The organism is Pseudomonas sp. NPDC090233, assembly GCF_044772285.1.
Classification (GTDB): Bacteria; Pseudomonadota; Gammaproteobacteria; order Pseudomonadales; family Pseudomonadaceae; genus Aquipseudomonas.
Window position 1 is genome coordinate 474,477 of sequence record NZ_JBIVYQ010000004.1, and the last position, 20,435, is coordinate 494,911.

General features: G+C 62.8%; 23 protein-coding genes. 11 read left to right on the forward strand and 12 right to left on the reverse strand.

Annotated features, from left to right (window positions below; translation table 11 throughout):
• Positions 1–26: 26 nt before the first annotated feature.
• Positions 27–884, reverse strand: coding sequence for an SDR family oxidoreductase (locus ACIQUF_RS13490; protein ID WP_403132087.1), 858 nt, complete (start codon positions 882–884; stop codon positions 27–29).
• A 191-nt stretch (positions 885–1,075) separates the two neighbouring features.
• Between ACIQUF_RS13490 and exbB the strand changes: the two genes are divergently transcribed.
• The 6 genes from exbB (at position 1,076) to ACIQUF_RS13520 (ending at position 7,795) form a co-directional block, all read left to right on the forward strand.
• Positions 1,076–2,047, forward strand: coding sequence for a tonB-system energizer ExbB (gene exbB / locus ACIQUF_RS13495; RefSeq protein ID WP_403132090.1), 972 nt, complete (start codon positions 1,076–1,078; stop codon positions 2,045–2,047).
• 3 nt (positions 2,048–2,050) lie between these two features.
• Positions 2,051–2,479, forward strand: a complete 429-nt coding sequence (gene exbD / locus ACIQUF_RS13500; RefSeq protein WP_400801535.1) for a TonB system transport protein ExbD — start codon at positions 2,051–2,053, stop codon at positions 2,477–2,479.
• Positions 2,476–3,210, forward strand: a complete 735-nt coding sequence (locus ACIQUF_RS13505) for an energy transducer TonB (protein ID WP_403132093.1) — start codon at positions 2,476–2,478, stop codon at positions 3,208–3,210. The genes exbD and ACIQUF_RS13505 overlap by 4 nt, the downstream gene beginning before the upstream one ends.
• Before the next feature lie 94 nt (positions 3,211–3,304).
• Complete coding sequence (locus ACIQUF_RS13510) at positions 3,305–4,231, forward strand: LysR substrate-binding domain-containing protein (RefSeq protein WP_403132094.1); 927 nt, start codon at positions 3,305–3,307, stop codon at positions 4,229–4,231.
• Positions 4,232–4,234: 3 nt separating this feature from the next.
• A complete protein-coding gene (gene recG / locus ACIQUF_RS13515) occupies positions 4,235–6,313 on the forward strand; it encodes an ATP-dependent DNA helicase RecG (protein ID WP_403132096.1) in 2,079 nt (692 codons plus the stop codon).
• Positions 6,314–6,391: 78 nt separating this feature from the next.
• Positions 6,392–7,795 carry an HDOD domain-containing protein gene (locus tag ACIQUF_RS13520; protein ID WP_403132098.1) on the forward strand — a complete coding sequence of 468 codons (1,404 nt, stop codon included), beginning with the start codon at positions 6,392–6,394 and terminating at the stop codon, positions 7,793–7,795.
• Between the two features lie 33 nt (positions 7,796–7,828).
• Here ACIQUF_RS13520 and ACIQUF_RS13525 read toward each other — a convergent pair whose 3' ends face one another.
• The 4 genes from ACIQUF_RS13525 to ACIQUF_RS13540 all read right to left on the reverse strand — a co-directional run bounded on the left by ACIQUF_RS13525 (position 7,829) and on the right by ACIQUF_RS13540 (position 10,190).
• A complete protein-coding gene (locus tag ACIQUF_RS13525; protein WP_403132101.1) occupies positions 7,829–8,206 on the reverse strand; it encodes a helicase in 378 nt (125 codons plus the stop codon).
• A 149-nt stretch (positions 8,207–8,355) separates the two neighbouring features.
• The gene (locus tag ACIQUF_RS13530) at positions 8,356–8,655 is read right to left on the reverse strand and encodes an HU family DNA-binding protein (protein ID WP_039605050.1); all 300 of its coding nucleotides are present in this window, start codon (positions 8,653–8,655) and stop codon (positions 8,356–8,358) included.
• Positions 8,656–8,843: 188 nt separating this feature from the next.
• Positions 8,844–9,992, reverse strand: coding sequence for an NAD(P)/FAD-dependent oxidoreductase (locus ACIQUF_RS13535; RefSeq protein ID WP_403132105.1), 1,149 nt, complete (start codon positions 9,990–9,992; stop codon positions 8,844–8,846).
• Positions 9,993–10,022: 30 nt separating this feature from the next.
• Positions 10,023–10,190, reverse strand: a complete 168-nt coding sequence (locus ACIQUF_RS13540; RefSeq protein ID WP_346612668.1) for a rubredoxin — start codon at positions 10,188–10,190, stop codon at positions 10,023–10,025.
• Positions 10,191–10,295: 105 nt separating this feature from the next.
• Here ACIQUF_RS13540 and ACIQUF_RS13545 point away from each other — a divergent pair, with 105 nt between their 5' ends.
• Both ACIQUF_RS13545 and ubiA read left to right on the forward strand, forming a co-directional pair.
• On the forward strand, positions 10,296–10,853 hold the full coding sequence (locus ACIQUF_RS13545) for a chorismate--pyruvate lyase family protein (RefSeq protein WP_403132107.1): 558 nt from the start codon (positions 10,296–10,298) through the stop codon (positions 10,851–10,853).
• Positions 10,853–11,743, forward strand: coding sequence for a 4-hydroxybenzoate octaprenyltransferase (gene ubiA, locus ACIQUF_RS13550; RefSeq protein WP_403132109.1), 891 nt, complete (start codon positions 10,853–10,855; stop codon positions 11,741–11,743). The genes ACIQUF_RS13545 and ubiA overlap by 1 nt, the downstream gene beginning before the upstream one ends.
• Positions 11,744–11,862: 119 nt before the next feature.
• Here ubiA and ACIQUF_RS13555 read toward each other — a convergent pair whose 3' ends face one another.
• Positions 11,863–12,234 (reverse strand): hypothetical protein, encoded by a 372-nt coding sequence (locus tag ACIQUF_RS13555; RefSeq protein WP_403132112.1) that lies wholly within the window; start codon positions 12,232–12,234, stop codon positions 11,863–11,865.
• A 174-nt stretch (positions 12,235–12,408) separates the two neighbouring features.
• Here ACIQUF_RS13555 and phoB point away from each other — a divergent pair, with 174 nt between their 5' ends.
• The 3 genes from phoB to ACIQUF_RS13570 all read left to right on the forward strand — a co-directional run bounded on the left by phoB (position 12,409) and on the right by ACIQUF_RS13570 (position 15,911).
• Positions 12,409–13,098 carry a phosphate regulon transcriptional regulator PhoB gene (gene phoB, locus ACIQUF_RS13560; protein WP_003253341.1) on the forward strand — a complete coding sequence of 230 codons (690 nt, stop codon included), beginning with the start codon at positions 12,409–12,411 and terminating at the stop codon, positions 13,096–13,098.
• Positions 13,099–13,146: 48 nt separating this feature from the next.
• Positions 13,147–14,454 carry a phosphate regulon sensor histidine kinase PhoR gene (gene phoR / locus ACIQUF_RS13565; protein ID WP_403132125.1) on the forward strand — a complete coding sequence of 436 codons (1,308 nt, stop codon included), beginning with the start codon at positions 13,147–13,149 and terminating at the stop codon, positions 14,452–14,454.
• 116 nt (positions 14,455–14,570) lie between these two features.
• Positions 14,571–15,911 (forward strand): hemolysin family protein, encoded by a 1,341-nt coding sequence (locus ACIQUF_RS13570; protein ID WP_403132127.1) that lies wholly within the window; start codon positions 14,571–14,573, stop codon positions 15,909–15,911.
• Between the two features lie 33 nt (positions 15,912–15,944).
• Here the strand turns inward: ACIQUF_RS13570 and ACIQUF_RS13575 are convergent, their stop codons facing one another.
• From ACIQUF_RS13575 to pstB, 6 genes are all read right to left on the reverse strand, one after another.
• A complete protein-coding gene (locus tag ACIQUF_RS13575) occupies positions 15,945–16,244 on the reverse strand; it encodes an addiction module antidote protein (RefSeq protein ID WP_403132130.1) in 300 nt (99 codons plus the stop codon).
• Positions 16,241–16,543: a type II toxin-antitoxin system RelE/ParE family toxin gene (locus ACIQUF_RS13580; RefSeq protein WP_403132133.1), complete on the reverse strand. Its 303-nt coding sequence runs from the start codon at positions 16,541–16,543 to the stop codon at positions 16,241–16,243. Before ACIQUF_RS13580 ends, ACIQUF_RS13575 begins: the two co-directional genes overlap by 4 nt.
• A 42-nt stretch (positions 16,544–16,585) precedes the next feature.
• Positions 16,586–17,488 (reverse strand): M23 family metallopeptidase, encoded by a 903-nt coding sequence (locus ACIQUF_RS13585; RefSeq protein WP_403132135.1) that lies wholly within the window; start codon positions 17,486–17,488, stop codon positions 16,586–16,588.
• A 190-nt stretch (positions 17,489–17,678) separates the two neighbouring features.
• Entirely contained in the window at positions 17,679–18,581 is a 903-nt protein-coding gene (locus ACIQUF_RS13590) for a response regulator (protein ID WP_403132138.1), read from the reverse strand.
• A gap of 164 nt (positions 18,582–18,745) precedes the next feature.
• On the reverse strand, positions 18,746–19,516 hold the full coding sequence (gene phoU / locus ACIQUF_RS13595) for a phosphate signaling complex protein PhoU (RefSeq protein WP_403132141.1): 771 nt from the start codon (positions 19,514–19,516) through the stop codon (positions 18,746–18,748).
• A gap of 55 nt (positions 19,517–19,571) precedes the next feature.
• Complete coding sequence (pstB, locus tag ACIQUF_RS13600) at positions 19,572–20,405, reverse strand: phosphate ABC transporter ATP-binding protein PstB (RefSeq protein ID WP_400801563.1); 834 nt, start codon at positions 20,403–20,405, stop codon at positions 19,572–19,574.
• Positions 20,406–20,435: the final 30 nt, after the last annotated feature.

Sequence of the window (20,435 nt, forward strand, 5' to 3'; positions counted from 1 at the left end):
CTGAGGCCGCGAAGAGGCCGGCAGATTCAGCCTAGGCCTTGCAGAATCGCCGCATACCCTTCCTTGTAACTCGGATACGCGGGCACCCAACCCAACGCCTTCACCCGCGCATTGCTGCAGCGCTTGCTACCCGTCCGGCGCACTCGCTGCTCATCGGACCATTCGGTAACGCCCAGGTAGCCCCGCAACCAACCCACCACATCGGCCAGCGGCGCCGGGTCGTCATCCACACCTATGTAGCAATCGTCCAGCGCCACACCCTCGGCATCCTTTTGCAGTAGGAAAGCCAGCAGGCTTGCAGCGTCCTCGGCATGGATGCGGTTGCCATACAACGGCGGCTCCACGGCCACTCGATACCCCTGGCGTACCTGGCTCAGCAGCCACTCCCGGCCCGGCCCATAGATGCCAGTCAAGCGCACCACGCTTGCCGGAATACCACTCCCCAGTGCCAGTCGTTCGGCTTCCAGCATCACACGCCCTGAATAACCTTCAGGCTCGGCGGGCGCAGTCTCATCGATCCACTCGCCATCCTTTTGCGCAAACACGCTGCTGCTGGACACGAAGAGCAGACGTCGCGGCTGTTGCCCGCGCTCGGCCAGCCACGCCAGCACATGGCGCAAACCGTCAACATACGCGGACTGGTAGCCGGCTTCGTCATGCTGACTGGCAGCCACGCAGTACACCAGATAATCCGGCGAACGCTGCGGCCACGAGGGTGGAATGCTTGAGTCGGAAAGGTCGGCAGCTATCGGTTCAACGCCTGCAGGCAGGTGCTCGACAGACCGCCGCAGGCCGCGGACATGCCAGCCTTTCGCCAGCAATTGGCGGGCTAGCCGGCCCCCTACATCACCGCAACCTACTATCAAAGCGGAAAGGTCTGACATCACTAAACTCCCTAGACCAAAGAATCAGGCTAGCCGGATTACACGATAGGCGGCTAGACCATGGGCGAAAAAAGCAACATGATTACTTTTGTTAACAAGAATTACTTGCAATAATGGCACCCCTATCTGTTCTCGGCCTATCTCGAGGCCTTGGAGAACGCTCACTTTTTTCTTCATCAGGTCCGGCCAGCATGACACGTACTCAACCTTCCGCTTCGCCAACCCCGTCGCGCGCCTGGCGCGCCATCGCCGCGCTGATGTTCAGCCTGGTGCTGGCCCCAGTAGCCATGGCCGATGAGCCAACTGCCAACGCCAGCACCCCCGCTGCCGCAACTGCTCCGGCTGCCCCGGCCGCCGAAGCCCAGGCTCCGGCAGCAGACGGTCAGGTCGCCACGCCGGTTGATGCGCCAGCCGCTGTCGACCCAAGCGTCGAAGCGCTGGTCGAAGACACCTCGCTGGGCATGGCCCACGACCTGTCGCCATGGGGCATGTACAAGAACGCCGACATCGTGGTGAAGATCGTCATGATCGGCCTGGCCATCGCCTCGATCATCACCTGGACCATCTGGATCGCCAAAGGCTTCGAGCTGATGGGCGCCAAGCGTCGCCTGCGCGGCGAGATCGCCCTGCTGAAGAAATCCGCCAGCCTCAAGGAAGCCAGCGACGTCTCCAACAAGGAAGGCACGCTGGCCCACACCCTGGTCCACGATGCCCTCGAAGAAATGCGCCTGTCGGCCAACGCCCGCGAGAAAGAAGGCATCAAGGAACGCGTCAGCTTCCGCCTGGAGCGCCTGGTGCACGCCAGCGGCCGTAACATGAGCAGCGGCACCGGCGTGCTCGCCACCATCGGTTCCACCGCGCCGTTCGTCGGTCTGTTCGGTACCGTATGGGGCATCATGAACAGCTTCATCGGCATCGCCAAAACCCAGACCACCAACCTGGCCGTAGTTGCTCCCGGCATCGCCGAAGCCCTGCTGGCAACCGCCCTGGGCCTGGTCGCAGCGATCCCGGCCGTGGTCATCTACAACGTCTTCGCCCGCTCCATCGCTGGCTACAAGGCACAGGTTTCCGACGCTTCGGCGCAGGTGCTGCTGCTGGTCAGCCGTGACCTCGACCACCAGGGCAGCGACCGCGCCGCCCCGCACATGGTGAAAGTGGGGTAAGCCATGGGCCTGCATCTCAACGAAGGTGGCGACGACCTCGCCGAAAACCACGAAATCAACGTTACGCCGTTCATCGACGTGATGCTGGTACTGCTGATCATCTTCATGGTTGCCGCGCCCCTGGCCACGGTCGACATCAAGGTCGACTTGCCGGCCTCGACCGCCAAGCCGGCGCCGAGGCCCGAGAAGCCGGTGTTCGTCAGCGTCAAGGCCGACCAGAAGCTGTACGTCGGCGACGATCAGGTGCCTGCCCCCGCGCAGCTTGGCGCGATGCTCGACGCCAAGACCAAGGGTGACAAGGAAACCACCATCTTCTTCCAGGCCGACAAAGGCGTGGATTACGGTGACCTGATGGAAGTGATGAACACCATGCGTGCGGCCGGCTACCTCAAGGTCGGCCTGGTCGGACTCGAGACGGCAGCCAAGAAATGACGAAAACGCGCTCAAACATGGCGCGCTACGGTAGCAGCCTGGCGATCGTGCTGGGCGTGCACGTGGTCGCCGTGGTGCTGACGCTCAACTGGTCGGTGCCCCAGGCCATCGAGCTGCCCCCGGCAGCCATGATGGTCGAACTGGCACCACTGCCGGAACCCGCGCCACCACCACCGCCGAAGGCCGCTCCACAGCCGCCGGCACCGGTCGAAGAACCACCGTTGCCCAAGCTGGTAGAAGCGCCGAAACCGAAAATCGCCATCGCCAAGCCGCCCAAGCCGAAGCCCAAGCCTCAACCCCCGAAGCCTGAGAAGAAGCCTGAGCCGCCGAAGGATGAGCCACCGGCCAAGGAACAAGTGGTCGATACGCCGCCAAGCAACACGCCACCGCAGAAGTCGGCGGCACCGGCGCCGAGCATCGCCTCCAACAGCCAAGCGTTGCCGACCTGGCAGAGCGACCTGCTGCGCCACCTGGCGAAGTACAAGCGCTACCCGGAAGACGCGCGCCGTCGCGGCCTGCAGGGCATCAACCGCCTGCGTTTCGTGGTCGACGCCGAAGGCAAGGTGGTGTCGTACTCGATGGCTGGTGGTTCGGGCAGCGCAGCACTGGACCGGGCAACCCTGGAAATGATCCGCCGAGCCGGCACGGTACCCAAGCCGCCTGCGGAGTTGCTGAACAATGGCACGATCGAAGTCGTGGCGCCGTTCGTCTACTCGCTGGACCGTCGCTGATACTTTTGTTTCTGTCACAAATCGGCAAGTCTGATAACGTGCGTCTATCAATTGCAGCCGCTATGCTGGGCTCGCAACTTCATGGACGCACGTTATGACCCTCACAGAACTCCGCTACATCGTCACCCTCGCCCAGGAGCAGCACTTCGGCCACGCCGCCGAGCGTTGCCACGTCAGCCAGCCGACCCTGTCCGTCGGGGTGAAGAAGCTCGAGGACGAGCTTGGCGTGCTGATCTTCGAGCGCAGCAAGAGCGCGGTGCGCCTGACCCCGGTGGGCGAAGGCATCGTTGCCCAGGCGCAGAAGGTACTGGAGCAGGCCCAGGGTATCCGCGAGCTGGCCCAGGCCGGCAAGAACCAGCTGACCGCCCCGCTCAAGGTCGGTGCCATCTATACCGTCGGCCCTTACCTGTTCCCGCACCTGATCCCGCAACTGCACCGCGTGGCGCCGCAGATGCCGCTGTACATCGAAGAAAACTTCACCCACGTGCTGCGTGAGAAGCTGCGCAATGGCGAACTGGACGCGGTGATCGTTGCCCTGCCGTTCAACGAAGCCGATGTGTTGACCCTGCCGCTGTACGATGAACCGTTCTGTGCCCTGATGCCCGCCGACCACCCATGGACGGCAAAAAAGACCATCGACACCGCCATGCTCAACGACAAGAGCCTGTTGCTGCTCGGCGAGGGTCACTGCTTCCGCGATCAGGTACTGGAAGCCTGCCCGACGCTGAACAAAGGCGGTGATGGTGCCAAGCACACCACGGTAGAATCCAGCTCGCTGGAAACCATCCGCCATATGGTCGCCTCAGGCCTGGGTGTTTCGATCCTGCCGCTGTCGGCGGTGCACAGCCACCATTACGCGCCGGGGGTCATCGAAGTTCGCCCGCTGACTGCGCCTGCCCCTTTCCGTACCGTAGCCATCGCCTGGCGCGCCAGCTTCCCGCGGCCGAAGGCCATCGAGATCCTTGCCGACTCGATCCGCCTTTGCTCGGTGGCCAAGCCAGCCGTGGAACAACCGGCCTGAGTCATGACTGAGCTGTCGAAGGTCTCGGTCACTGCGCTCAAGGGTGTCGGCGAAGCCATGGCGGAAAAGCTCGCCAAGGTCGGCCTGGAAAACCTGCAGGACGTGCTGTTCCACTTGCCCCTGCGTTACCAGGATCGTACCCGCGTGGTGCCCATTGGCGCCCTGCGCCCGGGCCAGGATGCGGTGATCGAAGGTGTGGTCAGCGGTGCCGATGTCACCATGGGCAAGCGCCGCAGCCTGGTGGTGCGCCTCGGCGATGGCACGGGCTTGCTCAGCCTGCGCTTCTATCACTTCAGCAATGCGCAGAAGGAAGGCCTCAAGCGCGGCACCCATGTGCGCTGCTATGGCGAGGCTCGCCCCGGCGCCTCGGGTTTGGAGATCTACCACCCGGAGTACCGCGCGCTCAATGGCGACGAACCACCGCCCCCGGTCGAGCAAACATTGACGCCGATCTATCCGTCCACCGAAGGCCTGACCCAGCAGCGCCTGCGCCTGCTCTGCCAGCAGAGCCTGGGCATGCTTGGCCCGCGCAGCCTGCCGGACTGGCTTCCAGACGAACTGGCCCGGGACTATCACCTGGCGCCGCTGGACGATTCCATCCGTTACCTGCACAACCCACCCGCCGACGCCGACCTCGACGAGCTCGCCGAAGGCCAGCACTGGGCCCAGCATCGCCTGGCCTTCGAAGAGCTGCTGACCCATCAGCTGTCGCAACAGCGCCTGCGTGAAAGCCTGCGCAGCTTGCGCGCGCCGGTGTTGCCCAAGGTCAAGCGCCTGCAGGCGCAGTACCTGGCGAACCTGGGCTTCCAGCCGACCGGTGCGCAACAACGTGTGGCTAACGAGATCGCCTATGACCTCAGCCAGCACGAACCGATGATGCGCCTGGTTCAGGGTGATGTCGGTGCCGGCAAGACGGTGGTGGCCGCGCTCGCTGCGCTGCAGGCACTGGAAGCCGGCTATCAGGTGGCGCTGATGGCACCCACCGAGATTCTCGCCGAACAGCACTACATCACCTTCAAGCGCTGGCTCGAACCGCTGGGCCTGGAAGTCGCCTGGCTGGCCGGCAAGCTCAAGGGGAAGGCCCGCACCAGCGCCCTGGAACAGATCGCCAACGGCGCGCCGATGGTGGTGGGCACGCACGCGCTGTTCCAGGAAGAAGTACAGTTCAAGCACCTGGCCTTGGCGATCATCGACGAACAACACCGATTTGGCGTGCAGCAACGCCTGGCCTTGCGCAAGAAAGGCGTGGCCGGTGAACTGTGCCCCCATCAGCTGATCATGACCGCCACGCCGATCCCGCGGACCTTGGCCATGAGCGCCTACGCCGACCTCGACACCTCGGTGCTCGATGAGCTGCCGCCAGGGCGTACGCCCGTGAATACTGTGCTGGTTGCCGACAGCCGCCGCTTCGAAGTGGTCGAGCGGGTACGCGCCGCCTGCGCCGAGGGGCGCCAGGCCTATTGGGTGTGTACGCTGATCGAAGAATCCGAAGAGCTCACCTGCCAGGCCGCGCAGAGCACCTATGAAGACCTCGGCAGCGCCTTGGGCGAGCTGCGTGTGGGCTTGATCCACGGGCGCATGAAGCCTGCGGAAAAGGCGGCGGTAATGGCCGAGTTCAAGCAAGGCGACCTGCAGTTGCTGGTCGCGACCACCGTGATCGAAGTCGGCGTGGACGTGCCCAACGCCAGCCTGATGATCATCGAAAACCCCGAGCGCCTGGGCCTGTCCCAACTGCACCAGCTGCGCGGTCGGGTTGGCCGGGGCAGCGCGGTGAGCCACTGCGTGTTGCTCTATCACCCGCCGCTGTCGCAGATCGGCCGTGAACGCCTGGGCATCATGCGGGAAACCAACGATGGCTTCGTCATCGCCGAAAAGGACTTGGAGCTGCGCGGCCCCGGCGAGATGCTCGGCACCCGCCAGACCGGCCTGCTGCAATTCAAGGTCGCCGACCTGATGCGCGATGCCGACTTGTTGCCCGCCGTGCGTGACGCCGCCCAGGCCTTGATCGCTCGCTGGCCGGACCACGTCAGCCCCCTACTCGACCGCTGGCTGCGCCACGGCCAGCAATATGGCCAAGTGTGACGCCAGTACCAGAATGGATCCAGCTTTGCGACCAGACTGGTTATACTTCGCATTTAAAAGAATCAGTGGATACGGACCATGACTGAAGTTGCCCTGGACACCGCAACCCCACACGCACCCCCTGTCATCCGGCTGTTGCTCGATAAAACGGGCGTGGCCTATCGCGAGGTGGCAGATCACCCGCAACTGCCAGCCGCTTCGCGGGTACAGGCGATCCTGCTGGACGACGAGATCGGCGCTTTGATGGTGCTGTTCCCGCAAAGCAAGCTGCTCGACCTCAACCGCCTGGAAGAGCTGACTGGCCGCAAGCTCAAGGCCGTACCCGTGGCACGCCTGAAGCATATGCTCGACAAGCACCAGCTCAAAGCCTTGCCGGCCATTCCGGCGCTGACCAGCTCGCCCTGCTTGTATGAAGGCAAATTGCTCGAACAGGAGCACCTACTGATCCAGTCCGGCGAAACCGGGCTGTTGCTGGAAATCAAGAAAGATGATTTCAAGCACATGCTGAAGAAGGCCAGCGCTGGCAGCTTCGGCCAACCGGTCCGGGAAATTCGCCCCAACCTCGACCGCCCGGATGACGACTCCAAAGAGATCACCCAGGCCGTTCAGGCGTTCACTGCCCGACGGATCCAGAAGCGCCTGGAAGAAACCATCGAGATTCCACCGCTGGCCGACACCGCGCAGAAGATCATCAAGCTGCGCGTCGACCCCAACGCCAGCATCGACGACATCACCGGCGTGGTCGAAACCGACCCGGCGCTGGCCGCGCAGGTGGTCAGCTGGGCTGCATCGCCCTACTACGCCTCACCCGGCAAGATCCGTTCGGTGGAAGACGCCATCGTCCGCGTGCTGGGCTTCGACCTGGTGATCAACCTGGCCCTGGGCCTGGCGCTGGGCAAGACCCTGAGCCTGCCCAAGGATCACCCGCAGCAGGCCACGCCGTACTGGCAGCAGTCGATCTACACCGCCGCGATCATCGAAGGCCTGACCCGCGCCATGCCGCGCGCAGAGCGCCCGGAAGCCGGCCTGACCTACCTGGCAGGGCTGCTGCACAACTTCGGTTACCTGCTGCTGGCGCACGTGTTCCCGCCGCACTTCTCGCTGATCTGCCGCCATCTGGAGGTCAACCCGCACCTGTGCCACACCTATGTGGAGCAGCACCTGTTGGGTATCAGCCGCGAACAGATCGGCGCCTGGCTGATGAAACTGTGGGACATGCCGGAAGAACTGCAAACGGCGTTGCGCTTCCAGCACGACCCTTCATACGAAGGCAGTTACTCGGCCTACCCCAACCTGGTGTGCCTAGCCACGCGCCTGCTGCGCTCGCGCGGGATTGGCTCGGGGCCGCAGGAGGCGATCCCCGACGCGCTGCTGGAGCGTTTGGGGATTACCCGGGATAAAGCCGAGGATGTGGTGAACAAGGTGCTTGAGGCCGAGAGCCTGCTGCGCGAACTGGCGTCACAGTTCAACGCACCGCACTGACTGAACTGGGGCCGCAAAGCGGCCCTAACGATGTCAGCCTTTCTTCTTTCTAGGCTTCAGGTATTTCATCAACCCCTGAAACCACATCACCAACGCCGGATTGCCCTTGATCTGGATGTTCTTGTCCTGAATGCCCTGCATGAACGCCAGCTGCTTGTTGCTCGCCTGCATCGTGGCGAAGCCGTAGGCGGCATCCTTGAAGGCAATGGCGAAGGCCGGCTGTGGGTGGCTGCCACCCTTGCTGCTGATGCGTTCGCCGCTGACGGTGAAATGCCGGGCTACTTTGCCGTCCAGAGTCTGCATCTGGAACACCAGGTCCTTGTCCTTCAGCTGCTGCTGAAACGCCGGGTTGTTGCGGCTGGCCCTGGCCATCAACAATCCCATGGCCCAGAGAAGAAAGCGAAACTTCATCAACGCGCCTCGAATGAAAAATGACTGAGGCGCGCAGTTTAGCCTTTTCTTGAACTATTTATGCAAGTTCGCTGCACGTTAACTACAGAAAGCAAAACGGGCGCCCTGGGGCGCCCGTTTGGAGAGAGGCTGAAGGTGTCAGGCGTCGATCACTTGGCCTTTTTGGCCGGCTTGGCGGGAACGTTGACGCTGTCGCGCAGGTTCTTGCCGGGCTTGAACGCGACGGTATTGCTGGCCTTGATTTTCACCGGCTCACCGGTCTGCGGGTTCTTGCCAGTGCGAGCGCCACGATGGCGTTTCTCAAAGGTGCCGAAGCCGACCAGGGTGACGGTGTCCTTGTCCAGGGCACCGGTGATGCTGTCGAGAATCGCGTTCAGCACCTGGTTGGCCTTTTCCTTGGTCAGATCGGCCTTTTCGGCGATGACGGCGGCGAGTTCTGGTTTACGCATAGTGAAGCCTCTTTGACGGAATTTTTTGTTGTTATTGCCGTGCTGCCATGAAAGCAGCGTTCAAGGCACCGCAGGCTCTAATCTGCGGCAGACGGAAGTGAGAATGGCACGCCCTCCGGGGCCGCGCCAGTGTCTGGGCGGCCATTGTGGGGGCAACCACAGGGTAAATCCGACAGAACGCCCGCTATTCAGGCCATCAGCGGCGGTAACTGCCGATTCAACGCCAGTTTTTCCATGACAGCGTTGCCGGTCAGGGCGTAGCCCAGCAACTGGCCGTCGTCGGCGTGACAAAGCACTTTCAGGTCGCTGCCCTGCCCCTCGACCTGCCAGTTGCCTTCGAGCCCCGCAGGCGGAGGCGATACCACCAGCGGGCAAGCCGGGGTTTTTACGGTAATGGGCATCGGGCCATAGCTGACTTGGGTGGGATTACCGGCCAGGGTTTGGGCCAAGGCACGCGCGCAGGCCATCAGCGGCATGACGTACAGCAGGTTGATGCCCTCAACTTCGGCACAATCGCCCAAGGCGAAGATATTGCCGTGGGAGGTGCGCAGTTGGCGGTCGACGACCACACCGCGATTGATCTGCAGGCCGGCGGCCGCCGCCAGATCGGTGCGAGGGCGCAGGCCGATGGCCGACACCACCAGGTCGCAGGCGATCATGCTGCCATCGGACAAGTGCGCTTCAAGGCCCTCGCCCACCAGATCAAGCCGGGTAAGCACCGGGCCGAGGTGAAAGCGCACGCCCAGGCCTTGCAGCCCGGCCTGCACGGCAGCAGCCGCAGCGGGGTGCAACAGCGTGGGCATGACCTGTTCGCAGGGCGCCACCACATCGACCTGGAACCCACCCAGGCTCATGTCGTTGGCGAACTCGCAGCCGATCAGGCCGGCGCCAAGGATCAACACCCGCTGTTTGCCAGCCGCGGCGGCGCGAAAGCGGGCGTAGTCTTCCAGGTCGTTGATCGGGAACACCAGCCCGGCGCCGTCGCCTTCTACCGGCGCCTGTACAGTCTGCGCGCCCCAGGCCAGCACCAGATCGCGGTACTCCACCGCCTCTTCACCGATCCACAGGCGCTTGTGGCCCGGGTCGATGCCGCTGATGCGGGTATGGGTGCGAATCTCGGCCTTGAGCTGCTCGGCCATGGCACCCGGCTCGGCCATGCACAGGCCGTCTGCGTCCTTGTGCTTGGCAAAGCCCGTGGAAAGCATGGGCTTGGAATAGGACCGGCCGTCATCGGCGGTAATCAGCAGCAGCGGCGTCTCGCCATCGAGCTTGCGAAATTCGCGGGCCAGGTTGTAGCCGGCAAGGCCGGTACCGATGATGACCACGGGGGACGTCATGTCGTGCTTTCCTCTTGAACGGTGGTGCGATCAGCCGATGGCGATCATCTCGAAGTCGCTTTTGCCGACGCCGCAGTCAGGGCACAGCCAGTCTTCCGGCACGTCCTCCCAACGGGTGCCGGGTTCAATGCCGTCATCCGGCCAGCCTTCGGCTTCGTCATAGATCAGGCCACAGACAATACATTGCCACTTCTTCATCGGTCGTACTTCCTCGGTCAGGCTTTGTTATGCGGGCATTATGCAAGCAGTCGGGGCAATCATGCTAAGCTCGCCGCCTCTCTGGCTGTAACAAAGCATACCGACGTGTCGTACGAATCCCCGCAAGCAGCCGCTGTCGCGTGGCTGCCGTATTCACAGCTGGCGACCGATATCGACCAGCCTACCCTCGACTGGCTGTTCGACGAAGGCTCCCTGACTCGCCGCCTGACCCGCCTCTCCCAAGACCATTTCAGCGTCACCCCTCTGTTCGAGGGCTGGCAGCCGCTGCGCGATGACGAATGCCTGGCACTGGGCATCGCGCCAGGCGCCGAAGGCTGGGTACGCGAAGTGTACCTGCGCGGCCATGGCCAGCCTTGGGTGTTCGCCCGCAGCGTGGCCAGCCGCAGCGCGCTGGAGCGTGGTGGCCTGGACCTGGAAACCCTGGGCAGCCGTTCGCTGGGCGAGCTACTGTTCTGCGATCAGGCATTCGTTCGCCACCCGATCGAGGTGTGCACTTATCCACAGGCCTGGCTGCCTGTCGAAGCGGTTCATGACGGCCTGTGGGGGCGGCGTTCGCGCTTCGAGCGCAACGGCCTCGACCTGCTGGTGGCCGAAGTATTCCTGCCGACCTTGTGGCAAGCGGCCAAGGAGGAAAATCGCTGATGTACCTGAACCTGCTCAAGTCGCTGAACCGCGTGCACCCGCGCGCCTGGGACTTCGTCCAGCTCAGCCGCATGGACCGGCCGATCGGCATCTACCTGCTGCTGTGGCCGACCCTGACGGCAGTGTGGATCGCCGGGCAGGGTTCACCGACCGTGGCCAATGTGCTGATCTTCGCCCTCGGTGTAGTGCTGATGCGCGCCGCTGGCTGCTGCATCAACGACTTCGCCGACCGCAAGGTCGACGGCCACGTTAAACGCACCGCCGACCGGCCGTTGGCCAGTGGCCGGGTCAAGCCCCGCGAGGCGCTGGCGCTGTTCGCCCTGCTGGTGGCGGTGAGTTTCCTGCTGGTGCTGAGCACCAACAGCCAGACCGTGTGGCTGTCGTTCGGCGCTGTGGCGTTGGCATTCTGCTATCCGTTCATGAAGCGCTACACCTATTACCCGCAGGTGGTGCTGGGTGCCGCGTATTCCTGGGGTATACCCATGGCCTTCACCGCTGCTGGCGGCGAGTTGCCGACCAGTGCCTGGCTGCTGTACATCGCCAACCTGTTGTGGACGGTGGGCTACGACACCTACTACGCCATGGTCGATCGTGACGATGACCTGAAGATTGGCGTGAAATCTACAGCGATCCTGTTCGGTGAGGCCGACCGGGTGATCATCCTGACCCTGCAGTTGCTGTCGCTGGGCTGCTTGTTGCTGGCGGGTAGCCGCTTCGAGCTGGGTGGCTGGTTCCACCTGGGGTTGCTGGGTGCGGCGCTGTGCTTTGCCTGGGAGTACTGGTCGACGCGCAAGCTGGACCGGGAGTCGTGCTTCAAGGCGTTTCTGCACAATCACTGGGCGGGGTTGCTGGTGTTTATCGGGGTGGTGCTGGATTACGCCCTTCGATAAAAGATGACCACCAAACCTGTGGGAGCGGCTTCAGCCGCGAAGCAAGCGACGCGGTGGCTGGCACCGGCTTCGCCGGTGTTCGCGGCTGAAGCCGCTCCTACAGGGTTAGGCGGTGTACTTCAAGGCTTGGCGACGTGCCAGACGTCCTTCATGCCATCGCCGGTGGTTTCGCCGGCCTTCTTGTCCTTGACGAAGGTGTACAGCGGCTTGCCGTCATAGGCCCACTGTTTTTGACCATCATCACGTATCACCGTGGTCCATTTGTCCTTGGGCGCTTCGTCGTCTGCCTTCACCAGCAGCGGCGGCCAGTTCTTGGCGCAATCACCGTTACACATCGACTTGCCGCCAGCATCCTTGTCGAAGGTGTACAGCGTCATGCCGTTGTGATCGACCCACATGCCATCCTTCTCCATCGCATGGTGGGCTGACGCTACCCCGGGCAGCGCCAGTGCAGCGAAAAGGGCCATCCAGCTCAGCGTGTGTCGTGTCATTGGAATCACCATAAATTCGAGGGTGGAATGAGTGCTGCGTGCCGCCGCAGCGGCCCTCTCAAGCCTAGCCCAGTCATCCAATGTCGCCAGAACGGCCAACACCTTGTCACACAGCTGCAATAATTCCGTTATCTAATGCGGGCCAGACACGATATTCCAGGAGAGGTTGAGAGCATGGTTGGCAGAAACATTCTGATCGTCGACGACGAAGCGCCTATCCGCGAGATGATCGCCGTTGCCTTGGAAATGGCCGGCTATGACTGCCTGGAAGCTGAAAACTCGCAACAGGCCCATGCGATCATCGTCGACCGCAAACCGGACCTGATCCTGCTCGACTGGATGCTGCCCGGCACCTCCGGCATCGAGCTGGCCCGCCGCCTAAAGCGCGACGAGCTGACCGGTGACATCCCGATCATCATGCTCACCGCCAAAGGCGAAGAGGACAACAAGATCCAGGGCCTGGAAGTCGGCGCCGACGACTACATCACCAAGCCATTCTCGCCACGCGAGCTGGTAGCGCGCCTGAAGGCCGTGCTGCGCCGCACCGGCCCGAGTGACAGCGAAGCACCGATCGAAGTCGGCGGCCTGCTGCTCGACCCGATCAGTCACCGCGTGACCATCGATGGCAAGCCGGCCGAAATGGGCCCGACCGAATACCGCCTGCTGCAGTTCTTCATGACCCACCAGGAACGCGCCTACACCCGCGGCCAGTTGCTCGACCAGGTATGGGGCGGCAACGTCTATGTCGAAGAGCGCACCGTCGATGTGCACATCCGTCGCCTGCGCAAGGCACTGGGTGAAGCTTACGAAAATCTGGTACAAACCGTCCGGGGCACTGGCTACCGCTTCTCGACCAAGAGCTGATCGAGCACCCAAGCGTCTAGCGGCACGTCGTTGTACAAGGACCGTCAATTGAACCAGAACTGGCACGCGACCCTGATTCGCCACCTGTTGCTGCTGATCACTGTCTGCCTGATCGGTGGCCTGATCAGCGGCTATTACGGCTGGAGCCTGGCCATCGGTCTGGGCTTCTACCTGGGTTGGACCCTCAAGCAGTTGCTGCGCCTGCACGACTGGCTGCGCAACCATCAACCCGACGAAGCACCGCCCGACGGCTACGGCCTGTGGGGCGAGGTGTTCGACAGCATCTATCACCTGCAGCGCCGCGACCAGCGGGTGCGCGGCCGCCTGCAAGCGGTGATCGACCGCGTGCAAGAGTCCACCGCCGCCCTGCGTGACGCGGTGATCATGCTCGACAGCGACGGCAACCTGGAATGGTGGAACCGCGCCGCGGAAACCCTGCTGGGCTTCAAGACCCCGCAAGACGGCGGCCAGCCGGTCACCAACCTGGTGCGCCACCCGCGCTTCAAGGAATACTTCGAGTCGGAAAACTACGCCGAACCGCTGGAGATCCCCTCACCGATCAATGACCGCCTGCGCGTGCAACTGCACCTCACCCGCTACGGCAACAACGAGCACCTGATGCTGGTGCGCGACGTCACCCGCATCCATCAGCTGGAACAGATGCGCAAGGACTTCGTCGCCAACGTCTCGCACGAGCTGCGTACGCCGCTGACGGTGATCACCGGCTACCTGGAAACCCTGCTGGACAACGTCGAAGACGTGAACCCGCGCTGGAGACGGGCGCTGCAACAGATGACCCAGCAAGGTTCGCGCATGCAGACGTTGCTCAACGACCTGTTGCTGCTGGCCAAGCTGGAAGCCACCGACTACCCGTCGGACAACCAGCCGGTGGCGGTGGACGCCATGCTCAACGCGATCAAGAACGATGCCCAGGCGCTGTCCGGCCCGCGCAACCAGCGCATTACCCTGGAAGCCGCGCCGGGCCTGCGCTTGAAAGGCAGCGAATCGGAACTGCGCAGTGCCTTCTCAAACCTGGTGTTCAACGCGGTGAAGTACACCCAGGACGAAGGCAATATCCGCATCCGCTGGTGGGCCGACGACCAGGGCGCGCACCTGTCGGTGCAGGATTCGGGGGTCGGTATCGACGCCAAGCACCTGCCGCGCCTGACCGAGCGCTTCTACCGGGTCGACTCCAGCCGCGCCTCCAACACCGGCGGCACCGGGCTGGGGCTGGCGATCGTCAAGCATGTGCTGATGCGCCATCGCGGGCGCCTGGAAATCAGCAGCGTGCCGGGGCATGGCAGTACATTCACCTGTCATTTCATGCCAGCACAATTGGCCAACGACAGGGGCTGATGCCAAGGGCTACTTTGCTTTTGCCGCCCCAGCCGCTACATTGGATCCCCTGTGCCAGCAATCGCTGGCACTTTTCTTTCTACCTTTTCTAAGACGGACCCCGTAAAAACTCCATCATGGACCCTTCCCCTGGTATCAGCCTCACCTCGCTCTTCGCCGATTTCGGCATGATTCTCTTTGCCTTGTTCCTGGTGCTGCTCAACGGCTTTTTCGTTGCCGCCGAGTTCGCCATGGTCAAGCTGCGTTCCACACGCGTCGAGTCCATTGCCGAACAGCACGGCTGGCGCGGCAGCATCCTGCGCAAGGTACACAACCAGCTCGACGCCTACCTGTCGGCCTGCCAGTTGGGTATCACCCTGGCCTCGCTGGGCCTGGGCTGGGTCGGTGAGCCGGCGTTCGCCCACCTGCTCGAACCGCTGCTGGCCTACTTCGGCGTCGATACGCCGGAGCTGATCAAGGCTGTCTCGTTCTTCGTCGCCTTCTTCGTCATCTCGTACCTGCACATCGTGGTCGGCGAACTGGCGCCCAAGTCGTGGGCGATCCGCAAGCCCGAGCTGCTGTCGCTGTGGACCGCCGTGCCGCTGTACCTGTTCTACTGGCTGATGTACCCGGCCATCTACCTGCTCAACGCCAGCGCCAACACCATCCTGCGCATCGCAGGCCAAGGCGAGCCTGGCCCGCACCACGAGCACCACTACAGCCGCGAAGAACTCAAGCTGATCCTGCACTCCAGCCGTGGCCAGGACCCGAGCGACCAAGGCATGCGCGTGCTGGCGTCGGCCGTGGAGATGGGCGAGCTGGAAGTGGTCGACTGGGCCAACTCACGCGAAGACATGGTCAGCATCGACGCCCATGCGCCGCTCAAGGAAATCCTCGCCCTGGTGCGCCGCCACAAGTTTAGCCGCTACCCGCTGTACGACGCCGAGCGCGAGGAGTTCACCGGGCTGCTGCACATCAAGGACCTGCTGCTGGAGCTGGCCGAGCTCGAACACCTGCCCGAAACCGTCGACCTCGAAGACCTCGCCCGCCCGCTGGAGCGCGTGTCCCGGCACATGCCGCTGTCCCAGCTGCTGGAGCAGTTCCGCAAGGGCGGCGCGCACTTCGTGTTGGTCGAGGAAGCCGATGGCAAGGTGATCGGCTACCTGACCATGGAAGACGTGCTGGAAGTGCTGGTGGGCGACATTCAGGACGAACACCGCAAGACCGAGCGCGGCATCCTCGCCTACCAGCCGGGCAAGCTGCTGGTGCGCGGCGATACGCCGCTGTTCAAGGTCGAGCGCCTGCTGGGTATCGACCTGGACCACATCGAAGCGGAAACCCTCGCCGGGCTGATCTACGAGGCCCTCAAGCGCGTGCCTGAAGAAGAGGAAGTGCTGGAAGTCGAGGGCCTGCGCATCATCATCAAGAAGATGAAAGGGCCGAAGATCGTGCTGGCCAAGGTGCTGAAGCTGGACTGACCCAATGGGCCGCTTTGCGGCCCGGGATTCAGATCAATGTGCTGGTTCTACGTGCTTGCGGGACGTCAGGTCCAAACCCACGGCTCGCATCACCGCCAGCATCGTTTTCAGCGTAGGGTTACCCTTTTCTGAGAACGAGCGGTAAAGATGCTCCCGGGACACGCCTGCCTCATTCGCAATAGCGGACATTCCCTTGGCACGAGCGACAACACCGAGGGCCTGAGCGATGTAGGCAGCATCGCCGGTTTCAAATGCATCCTCCATGAATATGGCGATGGATTCTGCGTCCGTCAGGGCTTCGGCTGGGTCATAGTCATAGAACTGTTCTTTCATTCGTCGTCACTCCACTGGCTGGCCAGGGTTTTAGCGGTCTCTATATCGCGTGCCTGGCTGCTCTTGTTCCCACCACACAACAACAGTACCAGCTGATTTCCTCGTTGCTGGAAATATACTCGGTAACCGGGGCCGTAGTGGATACGCAATTCGCTGATACCTTGGCCCACCGGCTGAACATCCCCAAGCAACCCATGCGCCAGACGGAATACACGTGCAGCTATGATTGCCCTTGCCTGCTTATCTCGGAGCTTGTGCTCCCAATTCCTGTAGGTGGCTGTTTGTTTGATGCTCTTCATGGATCAGTTTGTAGCTTATAAATCACAGTCAAGCAAGCAGTCTCAAGGATTTCCCGCCGTAAAGTCCGGCAACCCGCCAATCGGCCGGTCGAACTGAAAGGGTATCGACTCCAGCGCCAGCCCCACATTGCGCTGCACCACGAAATGCAGGTGCGGCCCGGTGCTGTTGCCGGTATTGCCCGACTTGGCCAGCGCCTGGCCCAGCGCTACCTGCTGCCCCTCCGCCACCACCACCGAGCCGCGCATCAGGTGCAGGTACACGCCCATGGTGCCGTCCGGGTGCAGGATGCGCACGAAATTGCCCGATGGGTTGGTCCCTCGCCCGCTCTGGGAATTCTCGATTTTCACCACCATGCCAGCGCGTGCCGCGATGATCGGCGTGCCTTCGGGCATGGCGATGTCCATGGCGTAACGGCCTTTGGGGCCGAAGTGGCTGAAACGGCCGTTGGGGCCTTGGGTCAGGCGGAAGGGCCCGCCTTTCCACGGGAACGGATAGCGGTAAGCCTGCGAACGCTGGCCGGGGTCGCCCATGGCGTACTGGAAGTTGCTGGCGTATTTCAGCGGCCCGCTGGGCGCCGCCAGCACCGAGCTAAGCACCTTGGTCGAGCGCGGCCCGACCACCGCACGCACGGTGCGCGGGGCATTGCCACCGAAGGCGTTGGCCAGCTTGTCGATGCGCAGTTCGACCTGCATCGGTACGTACAGCTCGTTGCGCACCATGAAACGCACGCCGCCGGGGAAGGTTTCGGTCTGCAGACGCACCTGGCTGTCCAGCCGCTCGAACATCGGCTCACGCAGCTCGAAGGCTTTCGCGCCGGGGCTGGGGCGATCGGAATAGGAGGCCACGCCGAAATTGTCGGTGGTTTTGTAGAGCGTCATGCCCAGGGTCGACGCCGAGGCCGAAAGCAAGGCACAGCAAAGCAGCAAGCGGGCGATGGCGGGCATGATAGTGGCTTTTTGACAGGTGGTGTTCTGTCGAAGCCTAGCAGGGCCATCTGGGAGCGTTATTACAGTTGGTCGGAATACCCTGTGGGAGCGGCTTTAGCCGCGAAGCAGGCGACGCGGTGGATGGCACCGGCTTCGCCGGTGTTCGCGGCTGAAGCCGCTCCCACAGGTGGTACTGTGTTCAACCGGCCTAAGCGCCCGGTGTGAAGTGCTTCTGCGACGTACCGCGGGCAATCAGGCGCGACAGGTAGTCGAGCTTCTGCGCATCCTGGTCGACGAACTTGAACGTCAGCTGCAACCAGTCGCTTTCCGGCTTCGGCTCCAGCGCCGCGATGGCATGCAGGTAACCGTTGAGGCGGGCCACTTCTGCGTTCTCGCCCTGCTCCAGGTCGAGCACGGCCCCTTCCAGCACTTGTGGCAGGGTTGCGCTGCGGCGCACCACCAGCAGTGCCTCCTTGAGGCTCAGTGCCTTGATCACGCAGGGTTGGGTGCCGCTGGACAGACGCAACTGGCCCTGACCACGGCCGGACTGCGCAGCCGCCGCTGCGGCGGTCTGGGGTTGCGGTGCGTTGATCAACGGCTTGGCCGGGGCAGCTGCAGGCGCTGCCACCTTGACCGCTTCGGGCTTGCCGCCGGTCAGTGCGCTCAGCGAGTCGTTGGCGAATGCCGAGTTGACCCGCGCCGGGCCACCGGCCATCAGGCTGTCGAGCTTGCCGATCTTGGTCAGGGCTTTCTTCACCTTGGTCAGCAGCTGCTCATTGGTGAACGGCTTGCCGACGAAATCGGAGACGCCAGCCTGGATGGCCTGAATCACGTTCTCCTTGTCACCACGGCTGGTCACCATGATGAACTGCAGGTTCTTCATCTCGGGCTGCTGACGGCACCAGGTCAGCAACTCCAGGCCAGACATCTCCGGCATCTCCCAGTCGCACAGGACCAGGTCGAACTGTTCCTTGGCCAACAGGGTCATGGCCTTGCGGCCGTTGACCGCATCTTCGATGACCATGCCCGGGAAGGCATTACGCAGGCACTTCCTCACCAGATCACGGATGAACGGCGCATCATCCACGACCAGCACATTCACTTTACTCATCGATACTCCTCTTGATCCCCGACTAGCCTACCGTCGATTGATGGCCATTTGCCAATAACTGGGCCACGCCGGGACTTCTTTGCATCGTTCGCGGGTGCCTGCTGCTGCTCTGGCGCAAACGAAAACGCCCGGCCAAGGCCGGGCGTCGATGCTCGGGAGCAATCTTATTTATCGTCCGGTTCAGCCGGAACATTAGCGCTTTCGGCTTCATCGAATGCCGTACCCTCGACTTCCGCCTTCATGCGCTTGAGGCCCATGTGGCGCACGTCGGTGCCGCGTACCAGGTAGATCACCAGCTCCGAGATATTGCGTGCGTGGTCGCCGATACGCTCCAGCGAGCGCAGGGCCCAGATGACGCTCAGTACCCGCGAGATCGAGCGCGGATCTTCCATCATGTAGGTCACCAGCTCGCGCAGGGCGGTCTTGTACTCGCGGTCGATGGTCTTGTCGTACTGCGCCACCGACAGCGCCAGCTCGGCGTCGAAGCGGGCGAAGGCATCAAGCGCGTCGCGGACCATGTTGCGGACCTGGTCGCCGATGTGGCGCACCTCGACATAACCGCGCGGCGACTCGCCTTCCTCGCACAGCTGAATGGCGCGACGGGCGATCTTGGTCGATTCGTCGCCGATTCGCTCCAGGTCGATCACCGACTTGGAAATGCTGATGATCAAGCGCAGGTCGGAGGCCGCCGGCTGGCGACGGGCGAGGATGCGCACGCACTCCTCGTCGATGTTGCGCTCCATCTGGTTGATCTGTTCGTCGACTTCACGCACCTGCTGAGCCAGACCGGAGTCGGCCTCGATCAGCGCGGTGACCGCGTCGTTGACCTGCTTCTCGACCAGGCCGCCCATGGCCAGCAGGTGGCTGCGCACCTCTTCGAGCTCGGCGTTGAACTGCTGGGAAATGTGGTGCGTCAGGCTTTCTTTGTTGATCATCGTTTCGCTCCGCGAAGCAGGTGCAAGTGGTTCGTGTCGTTCCCTGGCTGCAGGCTTAGCCGTAGCGACCGGTGATGTAGTCTTCGGTCTGCTTCTTCGCCGGGTTGGTGAACAGGGTGTCGGTATCACCGAATTCGACCAGTTTGCCCATGTACATGAACGCGGTGTAGTCCGAAACGCGTGCCGCCTGCTGCATGTTGTGGGTGACGATAACGATGGTGTACTTGGATTTCAGTTCGTAGATCAGCTCTTCGACCTTCAGCGTCGAGATCGGGTCGAGTGCCGAGCAGGGTTCGTCGAGCAGCAGTACTTCAGGCTCGACGGCGATAGTACGGGCGATCACCAGACGCTGCTGCTGGCCGCCGGACAGGCCCAGTGCCGAGTCGTGCAGGCGATCCTTGACCTCGTCCCACAACGCCGCGCCCTTGAGTGCCCACTCGACCGCTTCGTCGAGCACGCGCTTCTTGTTGATGCCCTGAATACGCAGGCCGTAGACCACGTTCTCATAGATGGTCTTGGGGAACGGGTTGGGCTTCTGGAACACCATGCCCACGCGGCGGCGCAGCTCGGCCACGTCCTCGCCCTTGCGGTAGATGTTGTTGCCGTACAGGTTGATGGCGCCTTCCACGCGGCAGCCGTCAACCAGGTCGTTCATGCGGTTGAAGGTGCGCAGCAGGGTCGACTTGCCGCAGCCGGACGGGCCGATGAAGGCGGTCACGCGCTGCTTGGGGATATTCAGGCTGACATCGAACAGCGCTTGCTTGTCGCCGTAGAACAGGCTCAGGCCCGGTACTTCGATGGCCACGGTTTCTTCGGCCAGGCGCAGGCCCTGTTTGTCGCGGCCCAGGGCAGACATGTCGATGCCGTGGGTGTGGGAATCTTGCTGCATGGTCATCTCCATACGCTATCAATTCGTTTC